Annotated in this window: 22 protein-coding genes and 1 pseudogene; 12 read left to right on the top strand and 11 right to left on the bottom strand. The window is 73.0% G+C overall.

What is annotated here, in order from left to right; all coding sequences use genetic code 11:
- Positions 1-119 precede the first annotated feature (119 nt).
- From HET64_RS22485 to HET64_RS22470, 4 genes are all read left to right on the top strand, one after another.
- The gene (locus tag HET64_RS22485) at positions 120-1,427 is read left to right on the top strand and encodes a pyridoxal phosphate-dependent aminotransferase (protein ID WP_215108295.1); all 1,308 of its coding nucleotides are present in this window, start codon (positions 120-122) and stop codon (positions 1,425-1,427) included.
- Between the two features lie 38 nt (positions 1,428-1,465).
- Positions 1,466-2,440, top strand: coding sequence for a fumarylacetoacetate (FAA) hydrolase (locus HET64_RS22480; protein ID WP_215108293.1), 975 nt, complete (start codon positions 1,466-1,468; stop codon positions 2,438-2,440).
- A gap of 175 nt (positions 2,441-2,615) precedes the next feature.
- Positions 2,616-4,022 carry an NtaA/DmoA family FMN-dependent monooxygenase gene (locus tag HET64_RS22475; RefSeq protein WP_215108291.1) on the top strand — a complete coding sequence of 469 codons (1,407 nt, stop codon included), beginning with the start codon at positions 2,616-2,618 and terminating at the stop codon, positions 4,020-4,022.
- A complete protein-coding gene (locus HET64_RS22470) occupies positions 4,019-5,248 on the top strand; it encodes an LLM class flavin-dependent oxidoreductase (RefSeq protein WP_215108289.1) in 1,230 nt (409 codons plus the stop codon). The genes HET64_RS22475 and HET64_RS22470 overlap by 4 nt, the downstream gene beginning before the upstream one ends.
- Positions 5,249-5,284: 36 nt before the next feature.
- Here the strand turns inward: HET64_RS22470 and HET64_RS22465 are convergent, their stop codons facing one another.
- A complete protein-coding gene (locus HET64_RS22465; RefSeq protein WP_215108287.1) occupies positions 5,285-5,749 on the bottom strand; it encodes a hypothetical protein in 465 nt (154 codons plus the stop codon).
- The gene (locus tag HET64_RS22460; RefSeq protein WP_215108285.1) at positions 5,746-5,901 is read right to left on the bottom strand and encodes a hypothetical protein; all 156 of its coding nucleotides are present in this window, start codon (positions 5,899-5,901) and stop codon (positions 5,746-5,748) included. The genes HET64_RS22465 and HET64_RS22460 overlap by 4 nt, the downstream gene beginning before the upstream one ends.
- A 154-nt stretch (positions 5,902-6,055) precedes the next feature.
- On the opposite strand from HET64_RS22460, the gene HET64_RS22455 reads away from it, so the two are divergent.
- Complete coding sequence (locus tag HET64_RS22455) at positions 6,056-6,409, top strand: PadR family transcriptional regulator (RefSeq protein ID WP_215108283.1); 354 nt, start codon at positions 6,056-6,058, stop codon at positions 6,407-6,409.
- The gene (locus tag HET64_RS22450; protein ID WP_215108281.1) at positions 6,406-7,104 is read left to right on the top strand and encodes a permease prefix domain 1-containing protein; all 699 of its coding nucleotides are present in this window, start codon (positions 6,406-6,408) and stop codon (positions 7,102-7,104) included. The genes HET64_RS22455 and HET64_RS22450 overlap by 4 nt, the downstream gene beginning before the upstream one ends.
- Here the strand turns inward: HET64_RS22450 and HET64_RS22445 are convergent.
- A pseudogene (locus tag HET64_RS22445) lies at positions 7,094-7,942 on the bottom strand (carbon-nitrogen hydrolase); the annotation flags it as partial. The gene HET64_RS22450 and the pseudogene HET64_RS22445 overlap by 11 nt on opposite strands.
- A 273-nt stretch (positions 7,943-8,215) precedes the next feature.
- On the bottom strand, positions 8,216-8,611 hold the full coding sequence (locus HET64_RS22440) for a RidA family protein (RefSeq protein ID WP_215108297.1): 396 nt from the start codon (positions 8,609-8,611) through the stop codon (positions 8,216-8,218).
- A gap of 133 nt (positions 8,612-8,744) precedes the next feature.
- Here HET64_RS22440 and HET64_RS22435 point away from each other — a divergent pair, with 133 nt between their 5' ends.
- Positions 8,745-9,713, top strand: a complete 969-nt coding sequence (locus tag HET64_RS22435) for a YafY family protein (RefSeq protein ID WP_215108279.1) — start codon at positions 8,745-8,747, stop codon at positions 9,711-9,713.
- Positions 9,714-9,772: 59 nt separating this feature from the next.
- Here the strand turns inward: HET64_RS22435 and HET64_RS22430 are convergent, their stop codons facing one another.
- The 3 genes from HET64_RS22430 to HET64_RS22420 all read right to left on the bottom strand — a co-directional run bounded on the left by HET64_RS22430 (position 9,773) and on the right by HET64_RS22420 (position 11,260).
- The gene (locus HET64_RS22430; protein WP_215108277.1) at positions 9,773-10,303 is read right to left on the bottom strand and encodes an FBP domain-containing protein; all 531 of its coding nucleotides are present in this window, start codon (positions 10,301-10,303) and stop codon (positions 9,773-9,775) included.
- Between the two features lie 124 nt (positions 10,304-10,427).
- Complete coding sequence (locus tag HET64_RS22425; RefSeq protein ID WP_215108275.1) at positions 10,428-10,859, bottom strand: RNHCP domain-containing protein; 432 nt, start codon at positions 10,857-10,859, stop codon at positions 10,428-10,430.
- 26 nt (positions 10,860-10,885) lie between these two features.
- On the bottom strand, positions 10,886-11,260 hold the full coding sequence (locus tag HET64_RS22420; protein ID WP_215108273.1) for an RNHCP domain-containing protein: 375 nt from the start codon (positions 11,258-11,260) through the stop codon (positions 10,886-10,888).
- A gap of 460 nt (positions 11,261-11,720) precedes the next feature.
- On the opposite strand from HET64_RS22420, the gene HET64_RS22415 reads away from it, so the two are divergent.
- The gene (locus tag HET64_RS22415; RefSeq protein WP_215108271.1) at positions 11,721-12,329 is read left to right on the top strand and encodes a PadR family transcriptional regulator; all 609 of its coding nucleotides are present in this window, start codon (positions 11,721-11,723) and stop codon (positions 12,327-12,329) included.
- Positions 12,330-12,438: 109 nt separating this feature from the next.
- Here HET64_RS22415 and HET64_RS22410 read toward each other — a convergent pair whose 3' ends face one another.
- Positions 12,439-12,870, bottom strand: coding sequence for an SRPBCC family protein (locus tag HET64_RS22410; protein ID WP_215108269.1), 432 nt, complete (start codon positions 12,868-12,870; stop codon positions 12,439-12,441).
- Positions 12,871-12,949: 79 nt separating this feature from the next.
- Entirely contained in the window at positions 12,950-13,144 is a 195-nt protein-coding gene (locus HET64_RS22405; RefSeq protein WP_215108267.1) for a hypothetical protein, read from the bottom strand.
- A gap of 243 nt (positions 13,145-13,387) precedes the next feature.
- Here HET64_RS22405 and HET64_RS22400 point away from each other — a divergent pair, with 243 nt between their 5' ends.
- From HET64_RS22400 to HET64_RS22390, 3 genes are all read left to right on the top strand, one after another.
- Positions 13,388-13,930 (top strand): Clp protease N-terminal domain-containing protein, encoded by a 543-nt coding sequence (locus HET64_RS22400; RefSeq protein WP_215108265.1) that lies wholly within the window; start codon positions 13,388-13,390, stop codon positions 13,928-13,930.
- Positions 13,931-14,041: 111 nt separating this feature from the next.
- Positions 14,042-15,073: a DMT family transporter gene (locus HET64_RS22395; RefSeq protein WP_215108263.1), complete on the top strand. Its 1,032-nt coding sequence runs from the start codon at positions 14,042-14,044 to the stop codon at positions 15,071-15,073.
- Positions 15,074-15,232: 159 nt separating this feature from the next.
- Positions 15,233-16,192, top strand: a complete 960-nt coding sequence (locus HET64_RS22390; RefSeq protein ID WP_215108261.1) for a DMT family transporter — start codon at positions 15,233-15,235, stop codon at positions 16,190-16,192.
- An 82-nt stretch (positions 16,193-16,274) separates the two neighbouring features.
- Here HET64_RS22390 and HET64_RS22385 read toward each other — a convergent pair whose 3' ends face one another.
- The gene (locus HET64_RS22385) at positions 16,275-16,970 is read right to left on the bottom strand and encodes a pyridoxamine 5'-phosphate oxidase family protein (protein WP_215108259.1); all 696 of its coding nucleotides are present in this window, start codon (positions 16,968-16,970) and stop codon (positions 16,275-16,277) included.
- Between the two features lie 36 nt (positions 16,971-17,006).
- Here HET64_RS22385 and HET64_RS22380 point away from each other — a divergent pair, with 36 nt between their 5' ends.
- A complete protein-coding gene (locus tag HET64_RS22380) occupies positions 17,007-18,338 on the top strand; it encodes an aminotransferase class I/II-fold pyridoxal phosphate-dependent enzyme (RefSeq protein WP_215108257.1) in 1,332 nt (443 codons plus the stop codon).
- Here HET64_RS22380 and HET64_RS22375 read toward each other — a convergent pair.
- Entirely contained in the window at positions 18,325-19,347 is a 1,023-nt protein-coding gene (locus HET64_RS22375) for a DMT family transporter (protein WP_215108256.1), read from the bottom strand. The two genes, HET64_RS22380 and HET64_RS22375, sit on opposite strands and share 14 nt — an antisense overlap.
- Between the last annotated feature and the right edge of the window lie 2 nt (positions 19,348-19,349).

Here is a 19,349-nt window from a genome sequence, read left to right as displayed (position 1 = left end):
CCCCAAGACCCTGACCGGCAAGGTCCGCAAGGCGGAGCTGCGCGAGCTGTACGCCCCGGACACCAGCTCCTCCTGACCCCGCCGCCCCGCCCCTTCACCCACCGAGCGCTGGAGCTGTCATGCCCGAACCCACACCGGTCACGCTGTCGGCGACCCTCGCCGCCGACGAGGCCCTGGCCCGACGACGCCGGGCCGGGGAGCGGGTCCTGTCGATGGCGAGCGGGGAGATCGGCCTGCCCGTGCTCCACGTGCTCCGCGACCGGCTCGCGGCGGCGGCCGACGAGAACGCCTACGGCTCCGTGGCCGGGAGCCCCGCCCTGCGGACCGCCGTCGCCGGGTACTGGCAGCGGCGCGGTCTGGGCGTCGACCCGGGGCTGGTCGTGGCGGGTCCGGGCAGCAAGTCGTTGCTGTTCGCCCTGCTCCTGGCCATCGGCGGGGATGTGATCGTGCCCGTGCCGAGCTGGGTGAGTTACGCCGCCCAGGCCCGGCTGGCCGGGGCCCGGCCCATCCCCGTACCGATCCTGCCGGGGCAGGGCGGAGTGCCCGACCCGGACCGGCTGCGCGAGGCGGTCGCCGACGCGCGGGCCGCCGGTCAGCATCCCCGGGCCGTCGTGGTGACCGTGCCGGACAACCCGACCGGCACGGTCGCATCGGCCGCCACCGTACGGCGGTTGGCGGAGGCGGCCCGCGAACTGGACCTGGTCGTCGTCTCCGACGAGATCTACGGCGACCTGGTGTACGACGGCTCCGAGCCGGCCGTGTCCCCGGCCCTGCACGCACCCGAACGCACCGTCGTCACCACCGGGCTCACCAAGAACCTGGCGCTCGGCGGCTGGCGTACGGGGGTGGCCCGGCTGCCCGACAGCGAGCTGGGACGCGCCGTGCACACCCGGCTCGTGGCGGTCGCCAGCCAGATCTGGTCGAGCCCGCCCGCACCGGTGCAGACGGCGGCCGCGTACGCCTTCGGGGAGCCGCCGGAGGTCGTCGGGCGGGTCGCGGCGAGCCGGCGGCTGCACGGGACGGTGGTGCGCGCGGTCGCCGCCCGCTTCACCGCCGTGGGCGCGGAGCTCGCCCCGGTAGCCGCGACCTGCTACCTCTACCCGGACTTCGAGCCCCTGCGGGAGCACCTGGCCGAGGCCCACGGGGTGCACGGCGGCGACGGACTGGCCGCACTGCTCTCGGAGCGGTACGGAGTCGGCGTGCTGCCCGCGACCGCGTTCGGGGAGGCCGGCCGCCCCCTGCGGATCCGCGCGTCGACCAGCCACTTCTACGGCGACACCGCCGAGCAGCGGACAGCGGCACTGGACGCGGCGGGGGCGGCGGATCCGCTCGCCCTGCCGTGGATACGGGGATCGGTCGACCGGATCGGCGAGGTGCTGGCCGACCTCGCGGGCGCACCGGTCCCCACGCTCACCCCGCACGCCTGATGTCACCCGACCCATCCACGTACTGAAGGAGAAGACCCATGCCCCACTCCCACCTCCCCGTCCTCTTCGAGGCCCTCCACAACGGCGAACGCCACGTCGGCTTCGGCCGCCCCGAGGACGGCGCCCCGCACACCCTGTACCGGGTGGAGGACGGCCGGGTCGCCGCCGCCTTCATCGCCACCGACGGCTCTCCGGAGGCCCTGCGGGCCGCCCTCACCGAGGGGGCGGCGAGTGTCGTCGTCACGGCCGGGGACCCGGAGCTGCGGCTGCTGCCGCCGCTGCTGCCGAGGGGCGCGGGCAACGCCCTGCTGAGCGGCTTCATGGGCACGCACAAGAAGAAGTGGGGCGGCGAAACCGCTCCGGAGGACGGCGAGTTCACCCCGCCCAAGTGGTTCTTCAAGGGGTTCGGCGACTGGGTGAAACTGCCCGGCGAGGACCTGAACGTGCCCGCCCGGCCGGTCGCCCTCATCGAGGAGCCGGAGGTCGCCCTGGTCTACGTCAACGACGCGGACGGCACACCGCACTACGCCGGCTACACCTTCGGCAACGACCTGTGCGACATCGGCCTGCACCGCCAGGACCCGGGCTACAACCCGTACTGCAAGCTGTGCGACACCGCCCTCACCCCGTGGCTGTTCCTCGGCCCGCCGCCGCGCACGGTGACCGGCCGGGTCACGATCGTGCGGGACGGCGCGACGGCCTGGGAGGGCCCGTTCGACTGCGGCGACGACGCCCTCTACTACCGGGTGCAGGACATGGCGGACCATCTGTTCACCTTCCCGGCGGTACGGCGGCCCGGACTGGTCAACTACGTGCTGCTGGGCGCCGACGAGGCCAGCTTCCACGACGGGTTCCGGATCGCCGACGGCGACCGCATCGCCATCGACGTGAAGAGCCACGGGGTCGCCTTCGAGAACCGGGTGCGGTACGTCTCGCCGAGCCCGTCGACCACACCCGCCGCCGCCCCGTCCCCCGAGGCCGCCGAAGCCGGCGCGACTGTCGCAACGGCATGAACACCTCGTAAAACAGGGCCGGTTGACCTGTGCAGGAGCCATCGAGCACAGGCACGCTCTGAACGTCACACCACCACCCCCCACTCCACCACGCGTCACCCCACCACGCCTCACAGCCGCCCCGTCCGCCGGACTTCGCAGGACTTCGCAGGACTTCGCAGGAGGAGACCGCACCGTGCCCGCCACCGCCAAGAAACAGGTGCATCTCGCAGCGCAGCTGCCCGGCATCCACAACGTGACCGTCTGGTCGGACCCGCGCTCCGGGAGCCAGATATCCATCGACTCCTTCATCCGGCTCGCGCAGACCGTCGAACGCGGCAAGTTCGACTTCTTCTTCCTCGCCGAAGGGCTGCGGCTGCGCGAGCACAAGGGGCAGGTCTATGACCTGGACATCGCGGGACGCCCGGAGAACCTCACCGTGCTGAGCGCCCTGGCCGCCGTCACCACGCACCTGGGCCTCGCCGCCACGGTCAACGCCACCTTCAACGAGCCGTACGAGGCGGCGCGCCGGTTCGCCACCCTGGACCGGCTCAGCGCAGGGCGGGCCGCCTGGAACGTCGTCACCAGCTACGACGCGTTCACCGGCGAGAACTTCCGCCGGGGCGGCTTCCTCCCCGAGGCGGACCGCTATACCCGGGCCGCCGAATTCCTCACCACGGCAAGGGAGTTGTGGGACAGCTGGTCGGGCGGCGATCTGCGGGCCGACGCGGCGGCGGGCGAGTTCGTCGCCCCCGGGGCCGGCCGCTTCGCCCACCGGGGGCAGCACTTCGACATCTCCGGCCGGTTCACCACCCCGTCCGGGCCGCAGGGCCACCCGGTGATCATCCAGTCGGGCGAGTCCGACGCGGGACGGGAGTTCGCCGCGTCCGACGCGGAGGTCATCTTCAGCAAGCACAACCGCATCGACGTGGCCCGGGACTTCTACCGGGACGTGAAACGACGCCTCGCCGCCCACGGCCGGCGCCCCGAGGACCTGCTGATCCTCCCCACCGCCAACGCGGTCGTCGCCGACACCGACGAGGAGGCCGCCGCCTACGCGGAGGAGATCAGCCGCGAACTGGTCAGCCCCCAGACCGCGATCGCCCACCTGGAGGCGGTCTGGGGCCGCGACCTGTCCGCGTACGACCCCGACGGGCCGCTCCCCGACGTCGAGCCCGAGGACGACGCCCACTTCCTGAAGGGGCACTCCGTCTTCCGCAAGGGCCGGGCGGAGACGGCCCGGCAGTGGCGCAAGCTCGCGGCGGAGCGGAACCTCTCCATCCGGGAGCTGGTCATCGAGGTCGGCGGACGCCAGACGTTCGTCGGCAGCCCGCGCACGGTCGCCGACGCCATCGACGACTACGTCCAGACCGAGGGCGCCGACGGCTTCGTCCTCGTGCCGCACCTCACCCCGGGCGGCCTGGACGACTTCGTTGACCGGGTGGTGCCGATCCTCCAGGAGAAGGGCGTCCACCGCGACGACTACACCGGCACCACGCTCCGGGACCACCTGGGCCTGTCCGACGCACCCCGCCCGGCCGGATGGGGCGGCCCCGGGCAGCCCCTGCGCACCGGGCGCGACGACAAGGAGACCACCGCATGACCGGCACGAAGGGCGCCCCCGACGCCCCCCTCCATCTGGCCGTCGCGCTCGACGGGGCGGGCTGGCACCCGGCGGCCTGGCGCGAGGAGGGTGCGCGCCCCGGCGAGCTGCTCGACGCCGCCTACTGGGCCGACCTGGTCGCCGAGGCCGAACGCGGTCTGCTCGACTTCGTCACCTTCGAGGACGCCCTCGGCCTCCAGTCCGCCGCCTTCCACCTCCCCGACGACCGCACCGACCAGGTCAGGGGCAGCATCGACGCGGTGCTGCTCGCCGCTCATCTCGCCCCGCTCACCACGCACATCGGCCTGGTGCCGACGACCAACGTCACCCACACCGAACCGTTCCACCTCGCCATCGGCATCGCCACCCTCGACCACGCGAGCCGGGGCCGGGCCGGCTGGCGACCGCAGATCGCGTCCCGCGCGGCCGACGCCGCCCACTTCGGCCGCCGCACCACACCGCAGCTCACCGAGGACGACGTGACCGACTCGGAGCGGATCTCCCGGCCGCTGCGCGCCCTCTTCGCGGAGGGGGCCGAGGTGGTCGAGGCGGCACGGCAGCTCTGGGACAGCTGGGAGGACGACGCGGAGATACGGGACGCGGCGACGGGCCGCTTCATCGACCGCGACAAGGTCCACCACATCGACTTCCAGGGCACGGACTTCAGCGTGAAGGGCCCGTCGATCACCCCGCGCACCCCCCAGGGCCAGCCGCCGGTGGTGAGCCTCGCGCACGCGACCACGCCGTACGAGTTCGCGGCGCTCAGCTCCGACGTCGTCGCCGTCACACCGCACGACCGGGCGGGCACGGCGGCGATCCTCAGCCAGGTCGCCGAGGCGGTGGAGCGCACCGGCCGGGACGTGCACGAGCGCCCGCTGCGGACCTTCGCGGACCTGATCGTCCTCCTGGACGACGAACCGGGCGCGGCGGCCCGCCGCAAGGACCGGCTGGACGAGGCGGCCGGGGCCGAACTCGCCTCCGACGCCGAGATCTTCACCGGCACGCCCGCCGAACTGGCCGACCTGCTGATCGACCGGCACTCCACCGGCCTGGACGGCTTCCGGCTCCGCCCGGCCGTCCTGCCGCACGACCTCACGGCGATCACCCGGGGTCTGGTCCCGGAGCTCCAGCGGCGCGGGGTGTTCCGCACGGAGTACACCTCCACCACCCTGCGCGGCCACTTGGGCCTGGAGCGCCCCACCAGCCGCTACACGAAGGCGGGTTGACGCGCGACCCGGACGGCAAGGGGGTCTGAACTGCGGTCAGGCCCCCGTCGTCGACCCCGGGCGGACGATCATCAGCACGACGACCGTCGCCCAGAGCAGATTGAATATCCCGGTGGTCATGGCGAGCCGCGCCGCGGCGGACCGCTGCTCGGCCACCGGCGCGTCCATGAGCAGTTCGCGCTGCCCCGGCAGGACCATCGCCATCAGCAGGGCGGCGGCGATCGCCGTCAGCACGATCGACGCGAGCAGCCAGGCATCGCCCAGCACCCCCATCTGCGCACCGGTGGCGAGGCCGAGGACGGGTACGGCGATGCCGACGACCGCGTACACCCGGCAGATCTTGTGCAGGAAGGCCGCCGTGCGGGTGTCGTGGTCGTGCGGGCCCTCGCTGCCGGGGGCGGGTGGCTTGGCGTAGCGGGGAAACATCGAGGCCGCGACCGTGATCGGCCCGACCGCCAGGATCGACGCCAGAACGTGCAGCGAGAGCAGCAGCTTGGTCACGGGCCCCTCCGAGGGTGCATGGCCATGGGTATGGCTATGGGTATGGCTATGGCTATGGCTATGGCTATGGCTATGGCTATGGCTATGGCTATGGCTATGGCTATGGCTATGGCTATGGCTATGGCTATGGATCGCGTGGCGGCGTACGGCACGGCCCATAGGTTGGCTGCCAACGCATGGCCGCCGCCCCAGGAATAGCACGATCCCGACCTCGATAGGTAGCCTGCCTACATATTCACCGTCGGCATCGCCGTTCCCGCGCGGGGCGCTGGCCCTCCGGCCGCGCCATGTGTAGCCTGCCTACGTATGAGGCAGGATGCGGTACGCGGACATCTGGACGGTCTCCTCCTGGCGGTTGTCGAACCGGCCCCGCTGCACGGATACGCGATCATCACGGCGGTCCAGCAGCGCAGCGGCGGTGCGCTCGAACTGCGGACCGGCACCATCTACCCGGCGCTGAACCGCCTGGAACGGCTGGGCCTGCTGCGCAGCGGCTGGGAGAGCGAGGGCGGGCGCAAGCGCCGCTGTTACGCGTTGACGGAGGCGGGGGCGCGCTTCCTGGCGGACGAGCGCACGGCGTGGCAGGACTTCACCGCCGTGATCGGCGCGGTCCTCAACCCCGGCGCACCGCACCCGCTGCCGCACGGACCGGGCGCATGACCGCCGGCCCCGGGCCCGGTGGCGGCGCGGTCGACCTCGTGGAGAAGCACGTCGCCGAGCTGGACGCCCTCCTGCACGGCCCCGCCCGCCGCAAGTCCCGCCTGGTCGAGGAGGCCCGCGACGGGCTCACCGAGACCGTGGCGGCGTACACGGACGCGGGCGAGCCGTACGAGCGGGCGGTCCGCCGGGCGGTGGCGGAGTTCGGCTCGGCGCGGGAGCTGGCCGCGAGCTTCCAGCACGAACTGACCATCGCCCAGGCCCGGCACACCGCCCGCGCGGTCGCCCTCAGCGCGCCGTTCCTGCTGGCGTGCTGGTTCCTGGTACGGAACACCGGGGCCCCGCGGGACGCGGCCGTGCCGCACGCCGCGCAGCTGCTCGCGACCCATCTGGCCACCGTCGCGGGGGCGGCGGTCCTCCTGGCCGCCGCGACCCTGGCCGCCACCGGCGCCCTGGCCCGCCGGCTCCCCGTCCCGCACCGGCTGCCTCTCACGGTCGCCTGGACGGGCACCACCGCGAGCGTGTCCATGGCGGTGGCCACCCTGGCCCTCGCCACCGCCTCGGTCCTCGCCGAGAACGGGCCCCTGACGGCGGCGGCCTGCGCGCTGGCCGCCGCCTCCCACGCGGTCGTCGCCGGCTCCGCCCGCGCCTGCCGCCGGTGCGCACGGCTCCCGTCGGGGGCGCCGGTCACCCCGTGAGCCGGTCGGTCTCCGTGAGCGGACCGTACGCGTCCGGGCGGCGGGTGGTCAGGAACGGGAACAGCTCCAGCCAGTCGCGGCGGGCGTCGAGATCGAGATCGGCGACCAGCACGGCGGGCTCGTCGCGCGGGGCCTGGGCCAGGACGCGGCCGTACGGGTCGACGATGAAGGAGCTGCCGTAGAAGGTGAGGCCCCCCTCCGCGCCGACGCGGTTCGGCACGATCATGAAGGTGGCGTTGGCGATGGCGTTCCCGGTGATCACCTTCTGCCAGAGCGGCTGGGAGTCGAAGCCGGGGAAGCCCGGCTCGGAGCCGATGGCGGTCGGGTAGACGAGGACGTCGGCCCCGGCCAGCGAGTAGGCGCGCGCCAGCTCCGGGAACCACTGGTCCCAGCAGGTCGGCAGGCCGAAGCGGGCCTCGTCGACCGTGACCAGCGGGAAGGCGTCGTCACCCGCCGGACCGGGGCGGAACCAGTCGTCCTCGTAATACCCCTCGGTGACCGGGATGTGGGTCTTGCGGGTGCGCTGGGCGAGGGTGCCGTCGGGGGCGACGAGGATCGCGGTGTTGTAGCCGAGACCGTCGTCCTCGCCACCGGGCGCCGGGGCCCTCTCGTACAGCGAGGCGTGCACGTACACGCCGTGCTCGCGCGCGGCCTCGGCGGCGAACGTGAACGTGGGGCCGGTCAGCAGCTCCTCCGGTCCGGCGGGCTCGGGGTGGTCGGCCCGGCGCACGACGGCGAAGTACGGCGACAGCGTCAGCTCCTGGAGGCAGACCACGCGGGCGCCCTCGGCCGCGGCGGTCCGGATGCCTTCCCGCAGGGCGGCCCGGTGCTCGGCGGGGCGCCCCGCGGCACTCCTCGCCCGGAACGCTAGCGCCTACCGGGCGGGAGGAGAAGTGCAATTGTGGGGGGGGAGAGAGACGTGTCCGGGCGGTGGGGCGGTACTCCTGGGCGTCCGCGATGCGGAGCACCGGAGACCGGATCACCCTCCGTACCGTTCTCACCGCCCTGCGGTTCTCACCGCTGGTACCGCTGGTACCGCTCGTACCGTTCTCACCGGCCGTACCGTTCCCGCCGGTTCGGGCGACGGGAGGGTACGGACGGTGAGGCCGCGTCACGCGACGGCGGTGCCCTCCAGCTCGACCAGCTGGCCCGGGACCGCCAGTCGCGTCACCCCGAGCAGGGTGCTGGCCGGCGCCACTTCGGCCGCGCCCAGCCGCCCCGCCAGCGCGCCGTAGTGCCGGTGCAGCAGTTCGACGTCGGTCGTATAGACGTTGAGGCGGACGAGGTTGGCGAGAGACATGCCCGCCTCGCTCAGCACGGCCTCCAGGTTGTCGATGCTCAGCGTCAACTGCGCCGCCATGTCCCCGTCGTGCTGGGGCTTGCCGTCGTCGCTCATCGAGGTCTGCCCCGAGACGTACAGGGTCCGGGTCTGCCCGGAAACGACTTCACCCTGGTTGAACCCCAGGTCCACCGACCACGTCACCGGGTTCACGGCCGTTCGTTCCAGCGCCACTTCGGCTCCATTCGATTCTGGGAGTACGAGGTCCGTCGGCCCGGCGGTCGCCGGCCTCGACGTCGTACGGGGGAGCCTGCCAACAAATGACGACACCCTTGGTCATGTATTTCGCTACCGTTCCCGCATGCGCGCCGACCGATTGGTCTCGTTGGTACTGCTGTTGCGTCAGCGTGGACGGCTGACGGCCGACACGCTGGCCCGTGAGCTGGAGGTGTCCACCCGTACCGTGCTGCGCGACATCGAGGCACTGTCCGCGGCCGGAGTCCCGGTCTACGCCGAACGCGGCAGGCACGGCGGGTTCGCCCTGCTGCCCGGTTTCCGGACCGAGCTCACCGGGCTGAACCACGACGAGACCCTGGCCCTGCTGGCCGCCGGATCGGGGCGCGGGGAGCAGGTGTTCGGCCTCGGACCGGCGCTCGCCTCGGCCATGCGGAAGGTGGTCGACGCGCTGCCCGAAAGCCATCAGGCCGCCGCGAGCGACGCGGCCCAGCGGTTTCTCGTCGACCCGGAGACCGACCTGCTCTCGCGCCGGCCGGTCACCGATCAGGTCCCGGGCGCCACCATGATCGAGGTCCGCCGGGCCGTGCTCTCCGGCCGCAAGCTGCGCATCCACTACGCGGCCACGGGCCGGGCGCCGCAGTGGCGCACGGTCGACCCGATCGGCCTGGTGACCGTACGGGACCGGGGCTACCTGCTCGCCACGAGATCCGGCGCGGACCGCACCTACCGGCTGTCCCGGGTGCTGGCCGCCGAGGAACTGCCCGAACCGGCCCAGCGTCCGAACCGGGTCGACCTGGACCGGATCTGGCGGGACCGTTCCGCGCGCTTCCTCGCCGGTGGCGACCATGTCACCGCGCTGGTACGGGTGAGCCCGGCGCGGCGGGAGGAACTGCTGGGCACCGTGCTGGCCGTCCGCGCGGAAGATCCCGACACGGACGGCTGGCCGCGGCTGGAGGTCACCTTCCAGGACGCACGTCACGCCGAATGGGCGCTGTGGCGGCTCGGTACGGATGCGGAGGCCCTGGCCCCGCAGTCCTTGCGCAGCGCCCTGCGCGACCTCGCCGTCACGCTCGCGGCCCGCTACGGGACCTAGGGCCTCTCGTTTGGATCATGCCGGGCTCGCGGGGTCCGGCCTGATCCAAACGAAAGACCCTAGAGGGTGTCCTGCCGATCGAGGCCTGCCGCGCGCGGTTCAGCGACCGAACGGACGAAAGCGGTCGTGCGTGAGCGCAGGCCCTCCCGGCGCGTGGCGATGATCTCGTCGACCGGACGGTCGAAGGCTTCGCGGACCGGCCTGCCGTGTACCTTCGCCGTGCAGTCGAGGTCGGTGCACAGGAGGAGACCGGTCGCGTCGAGGCGTTCGCGTTTGTCACGCGAGGGTCGTTGGGCGGTGAACAGCGAGACCTCGTTGAAGCGGCGGGCGAACCGGCACAGGTCGCACATCACCGCGCGCGAACCGTGCGCCGAGGCGTTCGGGGCCTGGCGCAGCAGCACTCCCCGCGCCCGGCCGTCGGCCTCGGTGACGAGGTAGGCGTGGGTCGGGGCGCGCGGGTCTCTCCAGTCGAGGTAGTCGATCCGGTGCCATCGGACGTCGTCGAACCGGGCCGGCAGGCGGACCTTCTTCGCGGCCGGGTCCAGGTTCACGATCGCGCCGCGCACCTCTTCCCTGGTCATGGGGCGCATGGCTGCTCCTTGTGAGTCGCACGCGGGTGCGATCTGTTGGGGGACGGGGGGTGTGGGGACCCCGAGCGTCGAGGCGTAGGGGTGGTGGGTGCCGGGTGACACGGCAGCGCGCGTGACGGGAGGGTCACGGCGCGAGTCGCAAGCGATCGGCGACGCCGGGGTCCCGCAGGGGTTCGAGCGCCAGGCGCACCAGGGCCAGTGCGTTGTCGTCACCGGCGATGCGGTTGGCGCTGAGTTCGCCGCAGGACACGCACTGGTGGATGATCAACCACTCGCCGTCGGGCCTGACCGACATGCCCAGGGCTTCCATCCGGGCGCGGCAGTCCGCAGCCCGGTCGCCCGGCACCCGCCGGTCGACGTGCAGGCTGACCAGGCAGTTCGGGCAGTGATTGCGGTGCGTGGTGCCGGGCGCGTCCAGGGACACATCCAGTCGGCAGCCCGCGCACCGGAAAGCGTCTCCCCGGTGCCCTCCCTGGCTGTGCAGGACGTCCTTGTACCGCTGCGGCCGCCGTGCGGCCCGGGCACGGCGACGGGTGCTCTTCCCTCGTCTCGGCATGGCCGGTCCTCTCCTTTCCCTCCGGTTCAGAGGTCGCCGAACGCTTCGAGCGGAAAGGGAGGTTGCGCCAGTGGCCGGACGGCCAGCCGCATCAGGATGAGCTGGTTGTCGTCCGTGCGGGTGGGGTTGGAGGTCAGTTCGTCGCAGCGCACGCAACGGTGAATGACCACCCAGCCGCCCGGGCGCCGCACGGCGACGGCGATCGGTGACATGCGGCCCCGGCAGTCACTGGCGCCGCCGTCGGCGGGGTCGAGAACATGCTGGGACCGCAGGCACGACGGGCAGTGATGGCGCCGTGCGCCGTCGTCGGCGGACACGGTCCGGCCGCACCACGCGCAGGAGAAGGCGCTGTTCGGGGTGGTGCGTGGCGTGCTTGAGAGAGTTCTGTTGGTGCTGGACACCCGGGGTGCTCCTTGCTGGGAAGTCTGTGATGACAGCAAGAGCAGGCCGAGCGGCCTCGACGAAGACGCCCACCCCGTACGACGCGACATGCGTGCGGGCGGAGGCGGGGGCTGATTCAGTGCACCGGAGCGTCACGTCCGGACACCGTCCGAGAAGGACGGCAGCAGAAAGACGGACTACTGGCTAGACGGTGCAGCGAGGCGCGCGCGGCGCGGGCCGGAACATAAAAATCTCTCTTCTCCAGGGCACGGAAGCCCAGAACAGACCGAGGAACGCCGTCAGCGTAACCACGGCCCGGTCGAGGGGCCAGTGATTATTTCCGGGCACCGCTTCACCCTCGTGAGCAGCGCAGTCGTGTCTCCCGCGCTCGGGTCGCCGTCGGTGAGGGCCTTGTCGTCCGATAGTTTCCGATATATCGTTGACGCATCGCGACAGATCAACGATGGAAGGAGCGTAGAGATGCGTTCACACGGACATGGATACGAGCACGGGCCGGGGCACTGTGGGCCCGGTCAGCACGGTCGAGGCGAGGGTGACGGTCGGCGGGCCGCTTTCGGGCCGTTCGGGCCGCCGTTCGGCGGCGGTCCCTTCGGTGGCGGACGCGGCCGGGGCGGCGGCGGCCGGGGGCGGGCGCGGCGCGGTGACGTGCGGGCGTCGATCCTGGCTCTGCTGAAGGACCGTCCGATGCACGGTTACGAGATGATCCAGGAGATCGGCGAGCGCAGCGGCGGGGCCTGGCGGCCCAGCCCGGGTTCTGTCTACCCGACGCTCCAGCTGCTGGAGGACGAGGGGCTGATCGTCAGCGCCAGTGAGGGTGGCAAGAAGCTGTTCACGCTCACCGACGCCGGGCGGAGCGAGGCCGAGAACGGCCCCGAGGCTCCGTGGGAAGAGGCCGGGCGCGGCGTGGACTGGGAGGGCGTCAACGAGATCCGGCAGGCCGGATTCGGTCTGATGGAGGCGTTCGGGCAGGTCTGGAAGACCGGCTCCGCCGATCAGCGGCAGAAGGCGCTGACGGTCATCAACGACGCGCGCAAGAAGCTCTACCTGATCCTCGCCGACGAGCACTGAGCGTGTTCGCCGGTCGGGTGCGCCATGCCCTGCGGGACGATTCCGCGCGGCGCGCGAAAGGCCCTGCGGGACGATTCCGCGGGGCCTTTCGCGCGCCGCACGGGCATGGTCAGGAGGTGACGAGCCCGGCGAGCTTGCGCAGCGACTCCTGGAGCGCCGCCGTCGCCGAGTCCTTGAGCTTGCCACCCATCAGTGAGACCGCCGCACCGGTGAACTCCCCGTCGATGCGCATCGTCGTGGCGTCACCCTCCGGGGTCAGGGAGTACCGCATCGCCAGGTTGACCCCCATCGGGCCCTTGCCCCGGGTCACCAGCAGGCGGCCCTCCTCCAGGCCGTCGACCGTCCAGACCACCTCGGCGGGGAAGCCCATCAGCTTCATGTTCTCCTCGTAGGTGGCCGCGAGCTCCAGCTCGGCCGGGCCGCCCTTGGGGAAGCTGGTGTGGGTGGCGTTCCACTCCCCGTACGACGAGAAGTCCGTCAGGCGGCCCCAGACCTTCTCGGCGGGTGCCTCGATGCGTGCCTCGGCGCTGACTTCAGCCATGCGACCACCCCTGGTTCGTCCGGTTCCGGTGTCGCGGAAGGTAGCGGGGGCCGCGTCAACATTCAATACTGATGGATCGTCAGATCTGTAGGGGCTGCCTGTTCCGCCAGATCACCGCGGCGTCGAATCTGTCCGACGCCCGGGGGTGGGGGCCCTCGTCGTGGCAGTGGAAGGCCGCCCAGAAGAGGTCGGCGGGCAGGGCGTCGTCGGGTGCGTACACGCGGTAGACGTACTGCAGCCCGTCCTGGGCGAGCAGCGCGACCATCCAGAACACCCTTTCCTCCCCTCCCGCCCCAGCCGCGTCCGTGTGGCGTGGGGGACGTGCGCGCGGGGGCCTGCGGTTGCCGCGGGGCGTGAGACGCAAGGCGGCACGCGCTCCGGACCGTCATGGTTGTGCCGATCGGCACGATCTCATCCGCAAGGATGACGGACCGCTCCGGTGTCCCCAACTTCGGTGGGATGCCCAATGGGTCGCTCCGGGGATGTCTTCCGGCTGTGGGACTGATGGGGTAGAGGTGTGCAAAACCGGACGCCGCGCATGCCTGACCAGCCCGCACCGAACCACGCCGAGAACGATGCCCGCTTCACCGTGGAACTGGCATCGGTGCTGAACGGTGCGCGCAGGCGCGCGCTGCGCGACGGTGACCGGCAGATCGACACCGCCCACCTCCTGCACTCGCTGATCGAGACGGACCCCGAAGTCCGCGAGGCCTTCGACGGTGGGCCCCAGTTGGCCAAGGTGCTCGGCTATCTCGTCCAGCGCAGCATCGGCTACGGGCTCCGCTGGCAGGGCTCCGTCGAGGACTCCGGCGCCGTTCCGGTGGTGCGCGACCCGGCGGTCGACGGCTGGTCGCCCTCGGCCCTCGCCGCGATGGAGGGCGCGCTGTACCGTGCCGCGTCGCGCGGCGAAGCGCGCGCCGCCGGCCTCGACCTGCTCGCCGCCCTGGCGGCCGACACCGAGTGCCGTGCGGTGGAGGTGCTCGCCCGCGGGGGCGTGGACGCGCGGTGGCTGGCGGACCGGGTGGTCGTGCTCACGGCCGAGGCGGCGCGGCACGCTTGAGCCGCCCCGTCACGGTGATGCCTCACGTCCTTCCCGCGGTCGCGGCCGGGGTGCCGTCTCGACAGGTGTCACGGGGATGACGGTGCTGTCGACTGCTGCCATGATGTGCCGATGCAAGCGTCTTCGGGATTTCAGGGCAGAACTGCCGGGCTGGGCCTCGCACTGGTCTCGGCCTTCGCGTTCGGTGGTTCGGGAGTGGCGGCCAAGCCCCTGATCGAGGCGGGGCTCGACCCGCTGCACGTGGTCTGGCTGCGCGTCGCTGGCGCCGCCGTCATCATGCTCCCGGTCGCCTGGCGACACCGGAATCTCGTACGGGAACGCCCCGCGTTGCTGGCCGGGTTCGGCCTGTTCGCGGTGGCCGGGGTCCAGGCGTTCTACTTCGCCTCCATCTCCCGCATCCCGGTCGGCGTGGCGCTCCTGGTGGAATACCTGGCGCCCGCGCTGGTCCTCGGCTGGGTCCGCTTCGTGCAGCGCAGGCCCGTCACCCGGGCCGCCGCGGTCGGTGTGGTGCTGGCGGTGGGCGGCCTCGCGTGTGTCGTCGAGGTCTGGTCCGGGCTCAAGTTCGACCTGCTCGGCCTGCTGCTCGCCCTCGGCGCGGCTTGCTGCCAGGTCGGCTACTTCGTCCTCTCCGACCACGGCGGGCAGGACGGCCGGGACGGCGGGGGCAAGCACGCCGAGCCTCCGCACCCCGTCGGGGTCATCGCGTACGGACTGATCGTCGGCGCGGCCGTCCTCACCGTCGTCGCCCGCCCCTGGGGCATGGACTGGTCGTTGCTCGCCGGCAGCGCGGGCATGAACGGCAACGAGGTCCCCGCCTGGCTGCTGCTGGGCTGGATCGTGCTGCTCGCCACCGTGCTCGCGTACGTCACCGGGGTCGTCTCGGTCCGGCTGCTCTCGCCCCAGGTGGCCGGAGTCGTCGCCTGCCTCGAAGCGGTCATCGCGACCGGACTGGCCTGGGTGCTGCTCGGCGAGCATCTCTCCGCTCCGCAGCTCATCGGCGGGTTCGTGGTCCTGACCGGCGCGTTCATCGCCCAGTCCGCCGCGCCGAAGCCCCCGTCGGGTCCCGTCGCCTCCGGCGCCGGTGCCGGAGCGGTGGCCGGGGCCGTCGAGGGCGAGTTGTCCGGCGGCCGGGCCCCGCATTAGTGTGCCGACCATGCATCTGACTGTGCTGCCGCCCCCTGCCGCCTAGCGCGGGCGGCCACTCCTGACGAAGACCGGGCTCGGGCAGTCCCCGAGCGGCTCGTCGCTGCCCGCGTGCGGAGCCGAGCGACCTGCCACCCCGTCCTCCTCTGGAGAAGTCATATGTCCATCCCCGTTGCCTCCGCGCTGCCCGTCGGGCGGAGCATGCTGTATCTCGTCGTCGCCGGAGTCGCCTGGGGCACCGCCGGCGCGGCCGCGTCCCTGATCTTCCGGGTCAGCGATCTCGGCCCCCTCGCCCTGTCCTTCTGGCGCTGCGCGGGCGGTCTCCTCCTGCTGGCGGGGGCGCTCGCACTGCGCCCCCGCCGGACGCCCCGGGAGCCCGAACCCCGGCGTCGCCGGCTGCTCCGGATCCTCGGCACCGGCATCGGTCTCACCGTGTTCCAGAGTGCGTACTTCGCGGCGGTCGAGGTCACCGGCCTCGCCGTCGGCACCGTCGTCACACTCGGCGCCGGGCCCGTCCTGATCGCCGTCGGGGCGCGTCTGCTGCTGGGCGAACACCTCGGCCGGGGCGGCCTGGCCGCCGTGACCGGCGCGCTGACCGGACTCGCCGTGCTGGTCCTGGGCGGCGAGAGCGGCGAGGTCGTGCCGGCCGGGCTGCTGCTCGCGCTGCTGTCCGCCTCCGGGTACGCGGCCATCACGCTGCTCACCCGGTGGCTCGGGCGGCACGGCGGCGGCGGTGACGCGCTGACCACCAGTGCCTGGGCGTTCGGCATCGGAGCGGTGGGCCTGCTGCCCATGGCCCTGGCCGAAGGGCTGGTGCCGCACACCGCCGAGACGGGGCAGGTGCTGTGGCTGCTGGTCTACGTGGCCGCGGTCCCCACGGCGCTCGCCTACGCGCTGTACTTCGCCGGGGCGGCCGCCGTCCGGTCGGCCACCGTCTCCGTGATCATGCTCCTGGAGCCGGTGAGCGCGGCCGTCATCGCGGTGACCGTCCTGCGGGAGCGGCTGACGACGGCCACGGTCCTCGGCACGCTGCTCCTGCTGACCGCGGTGGCCGGACTGGCCTTCGCGGAGGCGCGCGGCGCGGCGGTAGCCCGGCGCGAGGAGGCCCTGGCGGTGTGAGCACCCCTGCCCGACGGGGCGGGTGCCGGTCGCGGCGGCCATGGCCGCCGCGACCTCGGTCGGCGTGCCGCCGCGGCGTCCGTCAGAGTGCGGACAGGTAGTCCGGTACGGCGATGGCCGGGTCCATGTCGTCCGCGGGGACCGGCGCCGCGTAGCCCCGGGTGAGCGGCACGATGCCGGTCCAGTGGGGGAGGGCGCTGTCCTCGGGCTCGTCGTTGGGCCCGCCGGTGCGGACCTTCGCGGACACTTCGTTCAGGTCCAGCCGGATCACCGCGGTCGCGGCGAGTTCCTTGGCGTCGGCCGGCCGGGAGTCGTGGGAGCGGCCGGGCACGACCTGGTCCACGATCGCGTCCAGGGCGAGCCGGCGCTCCTCGGGGTCGGTCACCGTCACGGCCGTGCCGTGCACCACCACCGAGCGGTAGTTCATCGAGTGGTGGAAGGCGGACCTGGCCAGCACGAGGGCGTCGACATGGGTGACCGTCAGGCAGACCGGCAGCCCCGGGTCGGCGCTCCTCGCCGACCGCAGCGGTCGCGAGCCCGTCGAGCCGTGGACGTACAGCCGCTCTCCTATCCTGCCGAAGAGGGTCGGCAGGACGACCGGGGCGCCGTCGCGCACGAAGCCCAGGTGGCAGAGGTAGGCCTCGTCGAGGATGGAGTGGACCAGCTCGCGGTCGTAGGAGGCGCGCTCCTTGGACCGGGTGGGCACCGTGCGGTCGGTGGGCAGGTAGGGGGCGGCGACGCCGGAGCCCGTGTCGTCGGGCGTTGCGGTGTGCTGCATTTGCTGACTCCATTGCACTAGTGCATACTGTTGTTTGTGCTAGGAGAGTATCGGATCAGTGGGCGGCGTGCAGCGGAGATTGCCGCCAGCGTGGAGCGCGGGGTCGGCTCCGGAGACCTGCCGCCGGGCCATGTGCTGCCTCCCATGCGGGAGTTGGCCGCGCGTCTGGAGGTCAATCCCAATACCGTGGCCGCCGCCTATCGGACGCTGCGCGAGCGCGGCGTGATCGAGACGGCGGGCCGGCGGGGGAGCCGGGTGCGTCCGGCCCCGGCCAGTACGTCGCGCGGATCGCTGCGGATCGAAGCGCCCCCGGGCGTACGGGACCTCGGCGAGGGCAATCCCGACCCGGAGCTGCTGCCCGACCTCGGGCCGGCGCTCGCGGCGGCCGCCGCGGCCGACGCGGAGAGCCACGGTCTGTACGGGCAGGCCGCGGTGGTCGCGGAGTTCGCCGCGTACGCCCGCGCCGTGATGGACGCCGACGGGGTGCCCGCCGGGCCGGTCGCCGTGACGTCCGGAGCGCTGGACGCGATCGAGCGGGTCCTCGCGGCGCACCTGAAGCCGGGCGACGCGGTGGCGGTGGAGGACCCCGGCTGGGGCAGCGTGCTCGACCTCGTACCGGCGCTCGGGCTGCGCGCCGTACCGGTCGGTGTGGACGACTCCGGTCCGCTGCCCGCGGACGTGGAGCGGGCGCTAAGGGCCGGGGCGCGAGCCCTCGTCGTCACCGACCGGGCGCAGAACCCGACCGGCGCGTCCCTGGACGCGCCGCGCGCCCGGGAGCTGCGCGCGGTCCTCGGACGCCACCCGGACGTGCTGTTGATCGAGGACGACCACGGGCACGCCATCGTCGACCTGCCGCTGCACCCGCTGGCCGGGGTGACGGCCCACTGGGCGTTCATCCGCTCGGCGGCCAAGGCCTACGGCCCCGATCTGCGGGTCGCCACGCTCACCGGGGACGCGGTCACGGTCGACCGGGTGGCGGGGCGGCAGCGGCTCGGGCCCGGCTGGGTCAGCCGGCTGCTCCAGCGCGCCGTGCTCCATCTGTGGACCTCGGGCGCCGTCGACACCCGTGCGGTGTCCCGCTCCTACGGGGACCGCCGGGACGCGCTCATCCAGGCGCTGGCGGAGCGCGGCGTGAGCGCCCGGGGCCGCAGCGGGATGAACGTATGGGTGCCCGTGAGCGACGAGACCGGGGCCGTCGCCCGGCTGCTCCACGCGGGCTGGGCGGCGGCCCCGGGCGCCCGCTTCCGGCTGGACACGCCCCAGGGGGTGCGGCTCACCGTCTCCCCGCTGACCGCGGCGGACATCGGGCCCCTGGCGGACGCGGTGGCCGCGGCCGCGGGTCCCGCACGGCCGGTCAGCTACGGCTGAGCCCGGCGGCGTCCGCGTCCGGCGGCACGGCTCGGTCCGCCGCGGGCTCCGGCGGGCCGGCGGCCGGAACGACCGCGGGCTCCGGTGCGGCGGCGACGGGAGCTTCCGCGGGCCCCGGTGGGGCGGTGGGGCGGACCCGGCTCTGGGTGAGGGCCGCCCCGACGAGGACGATCAGCGCCCCGACCGGGGTGTTCCAGCTCAGCTGTTCGCCGAGCAGTGCGACGCCCGCCGCTGTCGCGATCACCGGGATGAAGTACGTGACCATCTGGGCCGTCGTCGGACCGACCTCCTGGACCAGGCCGTACTGGAGCAGGACGGCGAGGCCCGTGCCCAGCGCTCCCAGGGCGAGCACCGAGACCGTCGGGAGCAGCGGAAAGGACGTGGGCGCCGAGGTGAACAGCGGTGTCACCACGGCCAGCTGCAACGTACCGAGGAAGAGTTGGCTGCCCGTCAGCGCCAGCGTCGACGACCCGGTTCCGGCCAGGGTGCGGCGTACGTAGATCCAGCCGACCGGATAGCAGAACGAGGCGAGCAGCGCCATGCCGGTACCCGGCAGGTCCAGGCCGGAGAAGCCCTGCCAGGCACCCAGAACCGTGAGGACGCCGAGGAAGCCGACGCCGAGACCGGCCACCCGGCGGCGGGTCGGGCGGTCCTCCGACAGGGCGATCACCGAGAGCGCCATGCCCCACAGCGGCGAGGTCGCGTTGCAGATCCCGGCCAGCGTCGAGGGGATCGTCAGCTCCGCGTAGGAGAAGAGCGAGAACGGCAGCGCGTTGAGGAGGAGCGCCGCGACCGTGAGGTGCCCCCAGGTCCGGGCGGAGCGCGGCAGCCGCTCCCGGCGCATCGCCATGGCGGCGACCAGCACCGCCGTACCGGCCAGCAGCCGGCCGAAGGTGACCTGGAACGGGGCGTAGCCCTCGGTCCCGACCTTGATCAGCAGAAAGCTGAACCCCCAGATGAGCGAGAGCCCCGCGAACCGGATCCGCCAGTCGAGGGCGGGGCGCCGCACGG

The sequence above is a fragment of the Streptomyces sp. McG3 genome (genome assembly GCF_018619185.1).
Lineage (GTDB): Bacteria > Actinomycetota > Actinomycetes > Streptomycetales > Streptomycetaceae > Streptomyces.
Note: the sequence above shows the minus strand (reverse complement) of the source record. Positions and strands in the feature narration are given on the sequence as shown.

What these genes read in the sequence shown, in the direction of transcription:
- HET64_RS22485 (WP_215108295.1), top strand. Translation starts at nt 120, where the DNA reads ATGCCCGAACCCACACCGGTCACGCTGTCGGCGACCCTCGCCGCCGAC.
- HET64_RS22480 (WP_215108293.1), top strand. Translation starts at nt 1,466, where the DNA reads ATGCCCCACTCCCACCTCCCCGTCCTCTTCGAGGCCCTCCACAACGGC.
- HET64_RS22470 (WP_215108289.1), top strand. Translation starts at nt 4,019, where the DNA reads ATGACCGGCACGAAGGGCGCCCCCGACGCCCCCCTCCATCTGGCCGTC.
- HET64_RS22455 (WP_215108283.1), top strand. Translation starts at nt 6,056, where the DNA reads ATGAGGCAGGATGCGGTACGCGGACATCTGGACGGTCTCCTCCTGGCG.
- HET64_RS22450 (WP_215108281.1), top strand. Translation starts at nt 6,406, where the DNA reads ATGACCGCCGGCCCCGGGCCCGGTGGCGGCGCGGTCGACCTCGTGGAG.
- HET64_RS22435 (WP_215108279.1), top strand. Translation starts at nt 8,745, where the DNA reads ATGCGCGCCGACCGATTGGTCTCGTTGGTACTGCTGTTGCGTCAGCGT.
- HET64_RS22430 (WP_215108277.1), bottom strand. Translation starts at nt 10,303, where the DNA reads ATGCGCCCCATGACCAGGGAAGAGGTGCGCGGCGCGATCGTGAACCTG.
- HET64_RS22425 (WP_215108275.1), bottom strand. Translation starts at nt 10,859, where the DNA reads ATGCCGAGACGAGGGAAGAGCACCCGTCGCCGTGCCCGGGCCGCACGG.
- HET64_RS22415 (WP_215108271.1), top strand. Translation starts at nt 11,721, where the DNA reads ATGCGTTCACACGGACATGGATACGAGCACGGGCCGGGGCACTGTGGG.
- HET64_RS22410 (WP_215108269.1), bottom strand. Translation starts at nt 12,870, where the DNA reads ATGGCTGAAGTCAGCGCCGAGGCACGCATCGAGGCACCCGCCGAGAAG.
- HET64_RS22395 (WP_215108263.1), top strand. Translation starts at nt 14,042, where the DNA reads ATGCAAGCGTCTTCGGGATTTCAGGGCAGAACTGCCGGGCTGGGCCTC.
- HET64_RS22390 (WP_215108261.1), top strand. Translation starts at nt 15,233, where the DNA reads ATGTCCATCCCCGTTGCCTCCGCGCTGCCCGTCGGGCGGAGCATGCTG.
- HET64_RS22385 (WP_215108259.1), bottom strand. Translation starts at nt 16,970, where the DNA reads ATGCAGCACACCGCAACGCCCGACGACACGGGCTCCGGCGTCGCCGCC.